Consider the following 14507-nt stretch of genomic DNA (forward strand, 5'->3'; position numbering starts at 1 on the left):
ACTTGCCTCGGCAAACCTTTCCGGGCCTCACTCACTAGTCCGGTTTTTCCAGCGGAAGATAGTGATTGTCCCCGGCGGACAAGGCACCCGAAACAAAGTCTTTACAGGCAGCGGCCTGATCAATGGATGCAGCGGGGAGGTCCGTGTCGAAGATGCTGCGGCAGACCGTCGTCTTCTTGAAACTCACAGCGTCATCCGGAAAATATCTCTGCAATCGATCTAGAACCTTCACGCGCCATTCATGGAATGCATGTTTTTCCGGGAAGATGTACTCACACAACTGCGTGAGGTAAGCCGCGTCGACCGCCGTTTCATGGTACTTCAACGAGTATATGCCGCCTGATATCCTATCAAGCCCCGTCAGGATCGCGTCGTTGCATACTTGACGGAGCGTTGTCTCGTCGCCTTCCGGGTCGTACGGCGGAGGAGGCACTTGTCGGGGCAGCGTGCAGATCCAGACCCAATGACCCTCGATATACTCCTCATAATCCCTGGCATCCTCCGGAGTCAAATGGTCTCGAACGTACCAGTAAATCCATTCGACGGTTGCCAGCACGTATGCCTGAGCAGCCATGCTGTTTACCCGATCGAACTGCTCGACGTACTCGTCATTCACCTCTCCAATTGCGTCGTCGGCATCCTCCCCTTCACCCCAGTTGAATGAGGGAGCCGGCCAAGTCGCAATCGTTCGCGACATAACGGAAAGTGGCTTCATTCGCATTCCTCCCTCGCCGCGGGCGGACATACCTTGATTTTGATATGCTCACCCGCGCAGGCGATCAGTTTCTGACAATCGCAGCATACGGGTAAACCTACTACCTTTAGGTATAGCGTCCCAGATGGACTTCCGCCAGTTTTCCTGAACAGCCCCTCGATGATTTTCGCCTCCGCATCGCAATACGGCGGAGAATAAGGCTCGCGTCGATACTGGTGCTTCTTGCCGCCGCACGTTACGCGGCTTCGTCCGCCTGAGCTAATTCCGCCTTCGAAACCTTCGTATTTGTACGGACTTCGCTTGATCATGCTCCTGGAGACGTTGCTCGCAGCCATCATGGACATGTTCGTGCCGGATGATTCGAAATAGCCTCCCGCAGTCACCCGACTTTCTTTCGCCTTCGCGCTCGGAGAGAGCGCTCTTTCCGCTGCCCTCTGCGCCGCTTCAGCCTTCCTGCACCCCTCTGGCATCTCATCGCGTGTCATCTCGTCGAGATATGTTACCGTGCCGCCATTGAAGATGGTCGAAGCGTGATTGTGAGTTGTCAGGTCTCCGTGTCGTACGACGTTCTCGCCTTCTACCTTGACGTCCATCGACCATACGATGAAATAAGCCTTGCCCGTGTTGACGCTCGTGACGACCCCTTTCTTCGCCGCACTTCCCGCCTCGTCGCCCGTACTCTTCTTAAAGTAGCTCTTGTTCTTGAGCATGACCTCCTGACTCGAGATCACGACGCTCGAACTACCATCGCTTGTGTCCCCAGCCATCGCGGTGTTCGGGTACGGCACGGGTACACCGGGCGGTGTGGCCGGGTTTTCTGGTGGCGTCATGCAGACATCTGGGGTGCAAGCGATCGACTTGCCTTGAGCTGCCTTGCACGAGACTTCGTTGCCGTTCGCGAACACCTGGTTTGCCATTTGCGGTACTCATCGCGGCGAGAGAGCAACCTCAAGCGAACGGGGGCGCGCTTCTTCCATCACGATCGCGACTCGTCGCCCGTCGTCGTTCGCAGCATGCAGCAGGCTCAATGGCCCGGGGGCGTAGCCCTTACGGCATGCCCACCAAACGATACCGGTCATGCACGGAATGACGGCCGCCCCGGTTTCCCCAATGCAGTCGGCCGGACACCAAAAGTCCTGAAATTCCTTGCGCACTTTCGTGTTTCGAGCGAATGCAAAAGCTGCCTCTTTGAATCGGTATTGCTCCCCCGAAGCATCGGACACACGAAAACCCATTTCGTGCAGATCAACGCCTCCGTCGTAGAGAGCCTGTCTGTACGCCTCTGCGAGTCCGTCTCCTCGCAATGGAAGATCGCCATCCATCACGGCTTTTTCGACTGCAAAGCCCAGCGAACGTATCCGTAGATTCTCGTCCGAGCAATGCGCACCCAGAAGCACTGCGGCGCCCGCTTCGCCAGGAACGAAGCCATCCGAGTTGCGCTCGGTGAGCAGTCGGAATGCGTCGTCCATGACGTCGATGGTTCGCTCGTCCAGATAACTGTCCACACCGGCGACGAGGACACGATCGAATCCGTGAATCGTGATGAGTTTCCGAGCGTCGCTCAATGCAACGCCGCCGGCAACGCGTCCTATCGGGAAGACCCGAGAGCGTTCATGGAACTCAGTACGAAGCGACGCTTCGATGAAAGGGATGATGCGGTTGTCCAGATCGCGTACGCGACCTGGACGGTCCGGCTCGGCGACAGCGAGAAGCAGCGGCACAGTCTCAGGACGAAGAGAGGGTTCAGCCGCGAGACATTCTCGAATTGGGCCGGCGATCATGGCCGCCAGACGCGGAAGGCCATGAAGTCGTCTGGAAAGCGGAACTTCGGCACCACGCAGGTATTCGCCACCCAAGACCATGATCCGGGTTTCCCGAAATCCAGAGATACCGGCGCGGATCGCTGCGCAGCTAGTGGGCGCATCTAGACCGACCGCAGTTGCCATCCCGCAACTCACGGCCTTAAGGCTTGTCTGGCGATCGCGCACGATTCACCCCTTCCCTTGGTGTTTTTCGCGGACCAGGTCGGCAAGGCTCGGAAAATAGATCTTGCCGGTCCGGCGCGCTCTCCACCAGGCTCCGCTCGGCGAGCCCACCAATGTCGCGGAAACTTCGAAAATGGTGCGTCGCAGAGGGCGGGCGAATCGCCAGATGAGGTAGAGCCGTCTTACATCGGGCGCGATCAGAACGGTGTCGAGAATCGCGCGTTCTTTCTGCGGTTCTCCGCCGCGTGGAAAGAAGACCACCGGTAACGTAAGATCGGCAGGCAGGCGAAAGCCCGAGCGGCCTGCCCGGCCCAAATTTAGGAGCACGACCTCTTCGCCACCCGAAGGCTCCTCAATCTGCTGATCTTCCGGGGCAGACTGGTAATGCCGATCATCGAAGTCTGCCGGAAAGAACGGAAATGTATTGTCGAGCCACGCCTGATCATATGTGCCCGCATATCCCACCCTTGGCTCCCAACTGCGATGAACAGGTCCAAGACTCATGGGCCGATAGGTTCCCCACGGCACACAGACGGGGTGATAGGGATCTTCGGTATTGGGCACGGGCTTGCCGATGAGCCGAGCCGCTGAACACCTGAGACCGTAGCCGCAGCCGACGGGGTTCGCCCTGTACGCCACCGGAGTGTCAGGATCCGAGGCGTCGCTGCCGCCGAATGCGCGGTCATAGGTGAGCGGCATCGTCAAGAATCCTGCGGGCGTTGAAGGGACGAGCGACGGTCCACGTAGGACCCAGGTTCTGTCACCTACCACGTCGAATTCCTTCTGCCAGTTGCCTAGTCGAACACCGGCCCTACAGCGTCGCGTCGGCTTGCCCTGAGGCGCGTGCACGGTGGCCGTGACCAGAACGTCGCAACGGGGTTTGCGGAGTGCGAATTCCGCTTCCAGCACGGGAGAAGATGCCCCAGCTAGCCCGGTGAAAGTATCGGCCATCGCCAGCGGGGCTTGTTCATTCGCGGGGGCGAGCACAGCCGCGCCGCCATCGTCGGGGATGAGAAACGTGCCTTTTACGACGACCAGCAGGTGATCGCGAGCGGTGCGGTCGGCCGCCGTCGTGACGGCCGCCTGCATCCTGGAGTAGTTCAGGATATTCATGGGTGGAAACCCAATTCGTTTAACGATTCGCCTGCAGAAAGACGTTTGTGCGCGGCTTCTCGAACCGGCTAGGCAGTGTAGAGTTGCTTCCCGATCTCCGTTCCCTGGGCGAACACCTTCAGCGTCACATCGGGCCGGTGTGCCGCCTCGTTTTCCTTGAGCAGTTTGCAAAGCCGAAGCATCACCTGAAAATCCCACGGAACGATGCAGCCATGACTTCCGACCTGGCCTCGTCCGTGGATGGCAAATCCGTTCCTGTCGAACATTTCGGTTCCGGCTGCCGGAATCAGCCGTATCCAGTTTTGCTTGTGTTCATGCAAGCGGAGCCGGTAGATTCCTTGCGGCAAAGGCCCGAATACCCGGCTTCCGGGCCCTCCGATTCGAGTGGCCAGCGCGTTGTTCGCCAGCAGCGGGTTGACCGCTCCCGCGACCTTCGATCCTGCCCGCCCTCCTGAACCCGCCGAAGCGCGAATCGGATGTCCTCCGATCCGACCACTCAGGATGCCCGTTTCGATGTTGTAGGTAAGATCCGTCATGATAGATGCCCTTGTTCGAATCGCACCGTCTGAAGTGCTCCTGCTGCGTTGCAAGTCGAACGAACAAGCGATGTGATGCGGAATGCGAACCGATTCATATACACGAGGAACCGTGGATCAGTGCCGTACGGCCACCCCATTCCTCAATTCTGCAAAACTTTCGACCCCTTGATCACCACATCACTGCTCGCCTTGACATTGATCTTCCCGCTCCCGTCGATGGTGATGTCCTTCCCCTTGATCTGAATCGTCCCATCCTTCTTCATGCTGATGCTCGCGTCGCCCGTCTTGATCACCACCGACTCGCCCGCATCGATGACGAGATTCTTGCCGACCGTGAGCGAATCGTCTTCGCCAACCGACGTCGTCCGCGCCTTCGCGACGGTGCTCGATTGCGCCCCGCCGATCGACTCGCCCGCGTCGTTCGCCACGCTCACCGTCTGCCCGCCGCCCACCGTGAGCGACTGATCGCCGCTCACGCTCGTCGACTGATTGCCGCCGACGCTCACCGTCTGGTCCGACCCGATGCTCTCCGTCTGACTGGCCCCGACGGTCACCGTCTGATACGCTCCGACCGTCACCGCCTGATACGCGCCCACCGTCACCGCCTGGAACGCGCCCACCGTCACTTCCTGCGCAGCGCCCACCGTGATGGTCTCGTTGATGCCCACGCTATGCGTGCGCTGCAGCAGCACCGTCGCCGTCTCGCTCGCCTTGACGGTCTTGGTCCGGTTCGAGCCGATCGTGATGCTCTCGTTGACGCCGACGGTCTCGGTCCGGTTCATCACGATGTCGATCTTCTCGTTGTTGCCGACCGTCTCCGTCCGATCATGCTTCACCACCGTCGTTTCATCATTGTCGATGTTCTTCTTGCGATCGTGCCCGACCCAATGCGTCTCGTCCTTCTCGACTTCGATGTCCTGATTGCGCTCGGCATGCAGCAGCACCTGCTCGGCGCCCTTCTTGTCCTCGAAGCGGAATTCGTTGCAGTTCGCACCGCTGCCGCCCTTGCTCGAGCGGCTCTTGATGCCGGTCTGCGTCATGTTCCCGGGGAGATCGTAGGGCGGCATCTGCTCGGCGTTGTAGACGCGGCCCGTGATGATCGGCCGGTCCGGATCGCCCTCCAGAAAATCGACGATCACTTCCTGGCCCATGCGGGGAATCGCGATCGCGCCCCAGCCCTTGCCCGCCCAGGGCTGCGAGACGCGGATCCAGCACGAGCTGTTCTCGTCGCGCTTGCCTTGCCGGTCCCAGAAAAACTGCACCTTTACGCGCCCGTACTGATCGGTGTAGATCTCGTCGCCGCCCGGCCCGACGACGGCCGCCGTCTGCGGTCCCTGCACGAACGGCTTGCGCGCGGTGCGGGCGGGCGCGAAGGGCTGCTTCGCGTCGATCGCGGAGAACCAGCATTCGCAGCGGTTCGACTGCGCGCCGTCGAAGGCCTCGTAATCGGCGAGATCGATTTCGTAATGCGTGCGCGTGACGAGATACTGCGCGTTCTGATCCGCGCGCGGATGACGCGTCAGCTTCAAGAGCGTGCCCGCGCGCACGTTCTTGCCGTTGGTGCGCGCATCGACCTGGTGCCAGTTGATATCCATGTCATCCGGCACGCTGCCTTCGATGCGCAATTCGTCCGCGCGCGACTTCGCGCGGCTGTCGCCGTGGCCGCCTTCGGCATAGCCGCCCGGATAGTCGAAATTCTCGAGACCCGAGAACGCGTCGAAGCCCGGCATGTGCTTGACCGCCTGCTTCTGCAGCGGCCGGGACGGATTCTTGAAGTCGTAGTCGGTAAGCAGCCAGTTGCGCGTTTCGATGGCGTGATGCACGCGCCATTCGCTCACGTATTCGATCCCGGGCGCGGCGCTCATCACCGCGCCATACGGCAGCGACTCGAAACCCGCGACGCTTTCATGCGCCGCGAGCGTGTCGGAAAATATCAGCGATTCCTTCCCGTCCTTGTCCTGGAACCAGTAGTAGATGCCCTCGTCTTCCAGCAGCCGGCTCACGAAGTTGAAGTCGGACTCGCGGTATTGCACGCAATACTCGCGCGGCGGATGCGTGCGCGCGTTGGCCTTCCACTTGATTTCGCCGAATTCGAGACCCTTGTAGACCGGATCGGCGAACACGGCCTTCACGATCTCTTCGACCGTCTTGTTCTGGAAGATGCGGCAGTTGCTGCGCCGCGCGAGCAGCCACAGCCACGGCCGCACGGCCGCTTCGTACACGTAGTTGCGCCCGCGCATGCCGGTTTGCCGAAAGCCGACCACGTAGCCGCTGAACACGCGCGGCTTGCTTTTCGACACGCCGAGCGACACGCTCACGCGCTTGCCGAGAATCCGGCTGAAGTCGATGTCCGCGCGCTTCGACACGAGCGTGAGCTCGCAGCGCGGCATGCGCCCGAGCTCGGCGCTCGCGCGCAGCGACAGGAAGCGCACGTCGTCCGAAAGCGGCGTATCGACGCTGACGAGCGGCTGCGCGGTTGCGACATCGTTGCTGGCCATCGGCGCACCGGCGTCCGGATCTGACTTCGGACGTCAGCGCACTTCGGTGGTGCGCACGTCCCAGCCGAACTTGACGGCGCCGCCCAGCGCACCCTTCTCGTCCTGCGGCTTGTACTCGAACTCGATGTCCGCGTACAGCAGGCTGACGGTCTCCTGCACCTCGCCGCCCATGCTGCCGCCCACCGCGATGTGCGTCACGGTCACCTGCTTCATCGAGACGGTCAGAAATTCCTTCTGCCCTTCGCCCGCCTTGCTCACGGTGAGCTTCGCGGTCGCGAGGTGCTTGCCGCTCGCGCAACTCTTCGCGAGCGTGGGCGATGCCTTGTCGTAGGCGTGCGAGAACGTGAACATGCCGGGATGCGCCTTGCCCTGGCCGCTGCCGCCGCCGACAGTCGGGTTGCCGGCGTTGGTGGCGTCCCAGTCGAAGGTGTGCACCTCGATCTGCCCTTCCGCGCCCTTGTGCTTCGACTCGCCGTCGATTCCGTCAATTTTCAGATAGCAGTCGATCGTCGCCATGTGGTCCTCCGTCGTGATCAGGCATTCATTGCGTGTAATCGCGCATGCAACCCACTGAGTAAGACGAATGCCGGCCGGCGATTTTCAACTTCAAAATCATGTGGCGGCTGCCGTCTTATCTTCGGTAACTGTTTTCCGGATCAGGACGATGCCAAGCACCGATCTGCATGAGCCGCGCTTTCTCGACAGCCTCTCGCTCGACACCCTGCTTCAGTTCGATCTGCTCGCGCTGACGGAATCGGATGACATGTTCCTGCAGGTCGTGCCCAAGCGCAGCAATACGCCCGTGAAGGGCGAAGCCGACAAGCGCGGCGACTGGGACACCCCGATGCAGATCCACGGCTGGCGCTGGGCGCAAGGCTACGACGCCGCGCCGCACTCCGCCGCGCTCAACGCGAGCGACATGCGCGTGACGGCGCTCGGCGTGGTCAAGACGGTGGACTCGGCATCGCCCGTCATCGCGAAGCTGTGCGCGCAGGCGGAACTGCTCGCGCTCGCGCACATCCGCTGCTTCAAGTCGGCGGGCACCGATCACGGCGTGCAGATCGAATTCCTGTCGATGAAGCTCGAGCAGGCCTACATCCGCAACTATCAGATCTACACGAGCCCGCGCCTTGCACGGCCGTGCGAGATCTTCGAGCTGTCGGCGCAGCAGCTCACGTTGACCTGCGCGCCGCAGACCGCGACCGGCAGCCGCGGCGCCGAGGTGACCTTCGCGCTCGACGTATCCGCGCGGCGCGTCGCCTGACCACGCACGCGAATGGACCCGCGCCGATGAACGAGCCCAGCGCCACCGATCGTCTTCAGCCGTCCCTGCTCGATCGCCTGATCGACGATGATCCCGCGTCCCGCGCCGATCCCGCCGGCGGGCGCTTCATGACGCATCGCGGCCTGCGCGCGGCGGTGCTGCGCGACGTGTCGTGGCTGTTCAACACGACGAACCTCGGCGCCGTAATTGCCGAGGAGCGCTTTCCGCACGCGTTCGCGTCGGTGCTCAATTACGGCTTGCCGTGCCTGTCGGGACACTTCGCATCGACTGTCGACACGGTGTTGCTCGAACAGGCGATCCGGCAGGCGATCGAGCGCTTCGAGCCGCGCATCGATCCGTCGACGCTCGAGATCGAGCCCGTGCTCGATCGCTCAGTGCTCGACATGCACAACCAGATCGCGCTCGTGATCCGCGGGCTCCTGTGGGCGCAGCCGGTGCCGCTCGAATTCGCGCTGCGCACGCAGATCGATCTGGAGGAAGGCGGCATCACGGTGATGGAGCTGCCGCGCTGACATCGCCTGCGAACAAGAGACACGACACTATGGACCCGCGCCTGCTGCGTCACTACAACACCGAGCTTGCCCATCTGCGGGAGATGGGCGCGGAGTTCGCGCAGCGGTTTCCCAAGATCGCGGCGCGGCTGGGCATGAGCGGCATCGACGTGGCCGATCCGTATGTCGAGCGGCTGCTCGAAGGCACGGCGTTTCTCGCCGCGCGCGTTCAGCTCAAGCTCGAGGAAGAGTTTCCGCGCTTCACGCAGCAGCTCACCCACGTCGTGCTGCCGCAGGCCGCCTGCCCGACGCCCGCGATGCTGATCGCGCGCCTTTCGCCCGACCTCGCCAATCCGAACCTCGCCGACGGCTTCACGGTGCCGCGCCATACCGCGCTGTTTTCGACGCGCGCGCCCGCGCAGACGACGCCGTGCGAATTCCGCACGAGCGCCGCGCTCACGCTCTGGCCCATCGAGCTGACCGACGCGCGCTATCTCGCTCAGACGCCGGACCTGCCGCTCGCCGCGCTCCCCGCGACGCGCGTGCTCGCGCACCATGTGAAGGCCGCGCTACGCATCCGTCTCGCGACGCCGGAAGGCCTGTCGTTCGACGCGTTGCGTCTCGATGCCCTGAGCCTTTACTTCGCAGGCGGCGACGACACGGCGTACCGGCTTTTCGAGCTGGTTCTGGGCGGCACGCTCGCGATCGTCGTCTCGACGCCCGAGCGGCCGAGTGGCGCGCTTGCCGCCCTGCCTGGCGATGCCGTCGGGCCCGCCGGCTTCGGCGAAGACGAAGCGCTTCTTCCCGTCACGCCCAATGCGTTCCAGGGCTACCGCGTGCTGCATGAATATTTCGCGCTGCCCGAGCGCTTCCGCTTCGCGCGCATCGAAGGGCTCGCGGACGTGTTGCCCGGGTTCGCCGCGCGCGAGATCGAACTGACGTTCCTGCTCGCGACGGGCGATGCATCGCTCGAGCGCATCGTCACGAAGGAGCACGTGCTGCTCGACTGCGTGCCCGCGATCAATCTCTTTCCGAAGCTGGCCGACCGCGCGCTCGTGACGGACGCCGCCGCGCGCTTTCACGTCGTGCCCGAGCGCACGCACCCGCTCGATTTCGAAGTGCATTCGGTGACCGGCGTGTCCGGCTATGGCGCGAACGACGACAGCGAACAGACGTTCCATCCGTTCTATGCGGATTTTCTCGCCGACCGCCCCGGCGACGCCGCGTACTTCACCACCGAGCGCGAGCCGCGCCTCGTGCCCGCCGGGCGACGCAAGAGCGGCGCGCGCACGGAATACGTCGGCAGCGAAACGTATGTGTCGATCGTCGACCCGCACGCCGCGCCGTATCGCGGCTCACTGCGGCAACTCGCGTTCGCCACGCTGTGCAGCAATCGCGACTTGCCGCTGATGATGTCGCAGGGCGCACCGGGCAGCGACTTCTCCCTCGATATCGCCGCGCCCGTCGCCGCCGTGAAATGCGTGAGCGGCCCGTCGAGGCCCGCACCCGCGCCGCTCGACGCCGGGCAGAGCTGGCGGCTCATCGATCAGTTGTCGCTGCACTATCTCTCTCTGTGCAACGGCCCGCGCGAGGCCGCCGCCGCGCTGCGTGCGCTTCTGATGCTGCACGTCGCGCCCACTGATCACGCCGGCCGCGGCCAGGTCGCGGGCGTCGTTTCCGTCGATGCGAAACCTGTCGTGCGCCGCCTGCCGATGCCCGGTCCGATCGCCTTCGGGCGCGGTCTCTCGATCGACGTCCTGGTCGACGATCTCGCGTTCCAGGGCGGCAGCGCGTGGCTCTTCGGCTGCGTGCTCGACCGCTTCTTCGCGCGTTACGTATCGATCAATTCGTTCGTGCAGACTGTGCTCGGCACCAGCGCGCGCGGCGAAATCCTGCGTCTGCCCCCGCGATGCGGCACGAGAGCAATCTTCTAGGCGCGGCGCCGCGAGCGCCTGCTCATGCCCCGGTCGAAGCGCCGCCGGCGGAGTCAACGCGCGCGCTTCTCGACCTGTTCGACGCCGTCGCCGCCGAGCCGCATCGCTACGACTTCTATCAGCTCATGCGGCACATCGAGGCGCTCACTCCGCACTTGCCGCGTCTCGGCACGGGCGCGCGTCCCGCCGACGAGCCCGTGCGCCTCGCGCAGGACATCTCGCTCACCTTCGCGCCCGCGCCGCTCGCCGCGCTCACGCGTGAGAAGGGCGCCGCCGCGCCGCGCCTGAAACAGCGGTTTTTCGGCTTGCTCGGCCCCAACGGCCCGATGCCGTTGCATCTGACCGATTTTGCCCGCGAGCGCGCGCTGCATCACGGCGACGAGACCTTCGCGCGGCTGCTCGACGCGCTGCTGCATCGCTTCCTGCTGCTGTTCTATCGCGCGTGGGCGCAAGGGCGGCCGGTCAACGGGCTCGATCGTCCGGAGCACGACCGCTTCGCTTTCTATACCGGCGCGCTGATCGGTCTCGCCGAGCGGACGACCCACGCGCGCGATGCGGTCTCCGGTCACGCGAAGCTGCATTTCGCGGGCCTCTGGAACATGCAGACGCGCCCCGCCGAAGTGCTCGAAACCGTTGCCTCCGCGCTCTTGCGCGTGCCGGTGCGCGTCGAGCCGTATCGCGGCCACTGGATGACGCTGCCGCGCGAGGAGCGCACCGCGCTGCGCGTACGCGCGGCGCGCTGGTCGTCGCGTGCGGCGGGCTTCGCCCAGCTCGGCCGGGGCGCGGTGCTCGGCGCGCGCGTGTGGGACCGTCAGCATGCGTTTCGGCTCGTGATCGGGCCGCTCACGCTCGCGCAGTACGAAGCGCTGCTGCCGGGCGGCGCCGCGCTGCCGACGCTCGTTGCGCTGGTGCGCCAGCATCTGAACGGCGAGCTTTCGTGGGACGCACAACTCGTGCTCGTCGCCGATGAAGTGCCGACCGCGCAGCCGGGCCGCTATGGGCGTCTCGGCTATTGCGCGTGGCTCGGTCTCGCCGAGCGCCGCGCCGACTGCGCCGACCTCGCGCTCGACGCCGATGCTCAATTCGCGTGAGACGTCGCGCATTCCACGTCGGACGTCCCGAATCTCCGCCTCCAGGCAAGCCCTTTGAAAAAACGCCGCGCGAGCGCCGTCTTATCGGATGAGGACGCGCCTTTGGTCGGCGCGCGCCCGTCGAAGAAGGGAGTCGGACGATGGCGGAAATCAGTCGTGTGGCGCTGTTCGGCAAGCTGGACAGGCTCGGCTACAAGACCGTCGAAAGCGCGACGGTCTACTGCAAGATGCGCGGCAATCCTTACGTCGAGCTCGCGCACTGGCTCATGCAGATTCTGGAGACGCCGCGCTCCGATCTGCAGCGGATCATCGCGCACTACGGCGTGGACGCCGCCGTGCTCGCCCGCGAGCTGACCGCCTCGCTCGATCGCCTGCCGCGCGGCGCGACGTCGATCTCCGACATCTCCGAGCACATCACCGACGCGATCGAGCGCGGCTGGGTGTACGGCACGCTGCTGTATGGCGCGACGAAGGTGCGCACCGGCCATCTGCTCGTGGGCATTCTCAAGACGCAGCGCCTGCGCAATGTGCTGTTCGGCATCTCGCGGCAGTTCGAACGCATCAAGCCGGAAGATCTCTCGGACAACTTCGCGCGCATCGTCGCGGATTCCGTCGAGGAAACCGAGGACGAGCCGCGCGGGGAAGCGTCCACGCCCGAGGGCGACGCCGCGCCCGCGAGCATGGGCAAGCAGGAAGCCTTGCACAAGTACGCCACCGATCTCACCGATAAGGCACGCCGCGGCGAGCTCGACCCGGTCACCGGCCGCGACGAGGAAATCCGCCAGCTCGTCGATATCCTGATGCGCCGGCGGCAGAACAATCCGCTCCTGACCGGCGAGGCGGGCGTGGGCAAGACCGCCGTGGTCGAAGGGTTCGCGCAACGGCTGGTGCGCGGCGACGTGCCGCCGCCCTTGCGCGAGGTCGCGCTCTGGTCGCTCGATCTCGGTCTCCTGCAGGCGGGCGCGAGCATGAAGGGCGAATTCGAGCAGCGGCTGCGTCAGGTCGTCGAGGAGGTGCAGGCCAGTCCGAAGCCCGTGATTCTCTTCATCGACGAAGTGCACACGATCGTCGGCGCGGGCGGCGCGGCCGGCACCGGCGACGCGGCCAATCTGCTCAAGCCGGCGCTGGCGCGCGGCAATCTGCGCACCATCGGCGCGACGACGTGGGCGGAATACAAGAAGCACATCGAGAAAGATCCGGCGCTCACGCGACGCTTTCAGGTCGTGCAGATTCACGAGCCCGACGAGGCCAAGGCCGTGCGCATGCTCCGCGGCGTGGCGGCGGTGCTCGAAGGCCATCACCGTGTGCAACTGCTCGACGAGGCGATCGAGGCGGCGGTGCGGCTGTCGCATCGCTACATTCCGGCGCGCCAGCTGCCCGACAAGGCCGTGTCGCTGCTCGATACCGCGTGCGCGCGCGTCGCGGTCAGCCAGCACGCGACGCCGCCGCAGGTCGACGATTGCAGACGCCGCATCGAGTCGCTCGAAGTGGAAGCGCAGATCGTCGCGCGCGAGGCGAATGTCGGCGTGGATGTCGGCACGCGCGCGGCGGATGTCGCCGCATCGCTCGCCCGCGAACGCGACGCGCTCGGCGGGCTCGAAGCGCGCTGGAACGAAGAAAAGCGTGTCGTCGACGAACTGCTCGCGCTGCGGGCGTCCCTGCGCGAACGCGGCGAAGCAGTCGATGCGGCGGATGCAACCGATGCAGCCGACGCAGCCGATGCGCCGCCCGCGGACGAAACGCCGCCGCCATCGCGCGAAACGCAGCTCGCGCGCCTCGCCGAACTGAAGGCGCGTCTCGTCGAGCTCCAGGGCGACGCGCCGCTCATCCTGCCGAGCGTCGATGCCGGCGTCGTCGCCGGCGTGGTCGCCGACTGGACCGGCATTCCCGTCGGCAAGATGCTCAAGAACGAGCTGGCGGCCGTGCTCAGTCTCGCCGATGCGCTCGACCGCCGCGTGATCGGCCAGCGCCACGCGCTCGAGATGATCGCGAAGCGCATCCAGACCTCGCGCGCGCGCCTCGACAATCCCGACAAGCCGATCGGCGTGTTCCTGCTCGCCGGCACTTCGGGCGTCGGCAAGACCGAAACCGCGCTCGCGCTCGCCGAAACGCTCTATGGCGGCGAGCAGAACGTCATCACCATCAACATGAGCGAGTTTCAGGAAGCGCATACGGTCTCCACGCTCAAGGGCGCGCCGCCCGGCTACGTGGGCTACGGCGAAGGGGGCATTCTCACGGAGGCGGTGCGGCGGCGGCCGTACAGCGTCGTGCTGCTCGACGAAGTGGAGAAGGCGCATCCCGACGTGCACGAGATCTTCTTTCAGGTCTTCGACAAGGGCTGGATGGAGGACGGCGAGGGACGCTACATCGACTTCAAGAACACGATCATCCTGCTGACCTCGAACGTCGGCTCGGATCTCATCATGTCGATGTGCCGCGACCCCGCCAACACGCCCGCGCCCGAGCAGCTCACGGCCGCGCTGCGCCGGCCGCTGCTCGACGTGTTTCCCGCCGCGCTGCTCGGACGGCTCGTCACGGTGCCCTACTATCCGCTCTCCGACGCGATGATGGCCGACATCGTGCGCCTGCAGCTGGAGCGCATCCGCAGGCGCGTCGCGGACAATCACGGCATTCCGTTCGATTACGACGACGACGCCGTGCGGCTCATCGTGTCGCGTTGCACGGAGGCCGAATCGGGCGGGCGCGTGATCGACGCGCTGCTCACCAACACCGTGCTGCCGCGCATTTCCACGGAGTATCTGACGCGGCTCACCGAAGGCGGCGCGCTGGCGCGCATCCGCCTGTCGGCGAGCGCGAACGACTTCGTCTACGCGTTCGACTGAACGCGCGCGCGAC

Annotated in this window: 12 protein-coding genes; 5 read left to right on the plus strand and 7 right to left on the minus strand. The window is 64.6% G+C overall.

Features of this window, described 5'->3' with window-relative positions; all coding sequences use genetic code 11:
• Positions 1-34: 34 nt before the first annotated feature.
• The 7 genes from AWB83_RS05910 to AWB83_RS05940 all read right to left on the minus strand — a co-directional run bounded on the left by AWB83_RS05910 (position 35) and on the right by AWB83_RS05940 (position 7366).
• Positions 35-715 carry a hypothetical protein gene (locus AWB83_RS05910; protein WP_087043326.1) on the minus strand — a complete coding sequence of 227 codons (681 nt, stop codon included), beginning with the start codon at positions 713-715 and terminating at the stop codon, positions 35-37.
• Positions 712-1632 (minus strand): DUF4150 domain-containing protein, encoded by a 921-nt coding sequence (locus AWB83_RS37525; RefSeq protein ID WP_208636713.1) that lies wholly within the window; start codon positions 1630-1632, stop codon positions 712-714. The genes AWB83_RS05910 and AWB83_RS37525 overlap by 4 nt, the downstream gene beginning before the upstream one ends.
• A 9-nt stretch (positions 1633-1641) precedes the next feature.
• Positions 1642-2703: a hypothetical protein gene (locus tag AWB83_RS05920; protein ID WP_341866678.1), complete on the minus strand. Its 1062-nt coding sequence runs from the start codon at positions 2701-2703 to the stop codon at positions 1642-1644.
• Between the two features lie 3 nt (positions 2704-2706).
• Complete coding sequence (locus tag AWB83_RS05925) at positions 2707-3813, minus strand: DUF2169 family type VI secretion system accessory protein (RefSeq protein WP_087043329.1); 1107 nt, start codon at positions 3811-3813, stop codon at positions 2707-2709.
• Between the two features lie 68 nt (positions 3814-3881).
• The gene (locus tag AWB83_RS05930) at positions 3882-4349 is read right to left on the minus strand and encodes a hypothetical protein (RefSeq protein ID WP_087043330.1); all 468 of its coding nucleotides are present in this window, start codon (positions 4347-4349) and stop codon (positions 3882-3884) included.
• 143 nt (positions 4350-4492) lie between these two features.
• The gene (locus AWB83_RS05935; protein ID WP_087043332.1) at positions 4493-6850 is read right to left on the minus strand and encodes a type VI secretion system Vgr family protein; all 2358 of its coding nucleotides are present in this window, start codon (positions 6848-6850) and stop codon (positions 4493-4495) included.
• Positions 6851-6883: 33 nt separating this feature from the next.
• Positions 6884-7366 carry an Hcp family type VI secretion system effector gene (locus AWB83_RS05940; RefSeq protein WP_087043334.1) on the minus strand — a complete coding sequence of 161 codons (483 nt, stop codon included), beginning with the start codon at positions 7364-7366 and terminating at the stop codon, positions 6884-6886.
• 148 nt (positions 7367-7514) lie between these two features.
• Here AWB83_RS05940 and AWB83_RS05945 point away from each other — a divergent pair, with 148 nt between their 5' ends.
• The 5 genes from AWB83_RS05945 to tssH all read left to right on the plus strand — a co-directional run bounded on the left by AWB83_RS05945 (position 7515) and on the right by tssH (position 14494).
• Positions 7515-8114, plus strand: a complete 600-nt coding sequence (locus AWB83_RS05945) for a type VI secretion system tube protein Hcp (protein ID WP_087043336.1) — start codon at positions 7515-7517, stop codon at positions 8112-8114.
• A gap of 26 nt (positions 8115-8140) precedes the next feature.
• Complete coding sequence (gene tssE / locus AWB83_RS05950; protein ID WP_087043337.1) at positions 8141-8647, plus strand: type VI secretion system baseplate subunit TssE; 507 nt, start codon at positions 8141-8143, stop codon at positions 8645-8647.
• A gap of 29 nt (positions 8648-8676) precedes the next feature.
• Positions 8677-10560, plus strand: a complete 1884-nt coding sequence (tssF, locus tag AWB83_RS05955; RefSeq protein ID WP_087043339.1) for a type VI secretion system baseplate subunit TssF — start codon at positions 8677-8679, stop codon at positions 10558-10560.
• Positions 10536-11651 carry a type VI secretion system baseplate subunit TssG gene (gene tssG / locus AWB83_RS05960; protein ID WP_087043340.1) on the plus strand — a complete coding sequence of 372 codons (1116 nt, stop codon included), beginning with the start codon at positions 10536-10538 and terminating at the stop codon, positions 11649-11651. Before tssF ends, tssG begins: the two co-directional genes overlap by 25 nt.
• A 140-nt stretch (positions 11652-11791) precedes the next feature.
• Positions 11792-14494 carry a type VI secretion system ATPase TssH gene (tssH, locus tag AWB83_RS05965; protein ID WP_087043342.1) on the plus strand — a complete coding sequence of 901 codons (2703 nt, stop codon included), beginning with the start codon at positions 11792-11794 and terminating at the stop codon, positions 14492-14494.
• Positions 14495-14507: the final 13 nt, after the last annotated feature.

The sequence above is a fragment of the Caballeronia ptereochthonis genome (assembly GCF_001545075.1).
Classification (GTDB): domain Bacteria; phylum Pseudomonadota; class Gammaproteobacteria; order Burkholderiales; family Burkholderiaceae; genus Caballeronia; species Caballeronia ptereochthonis.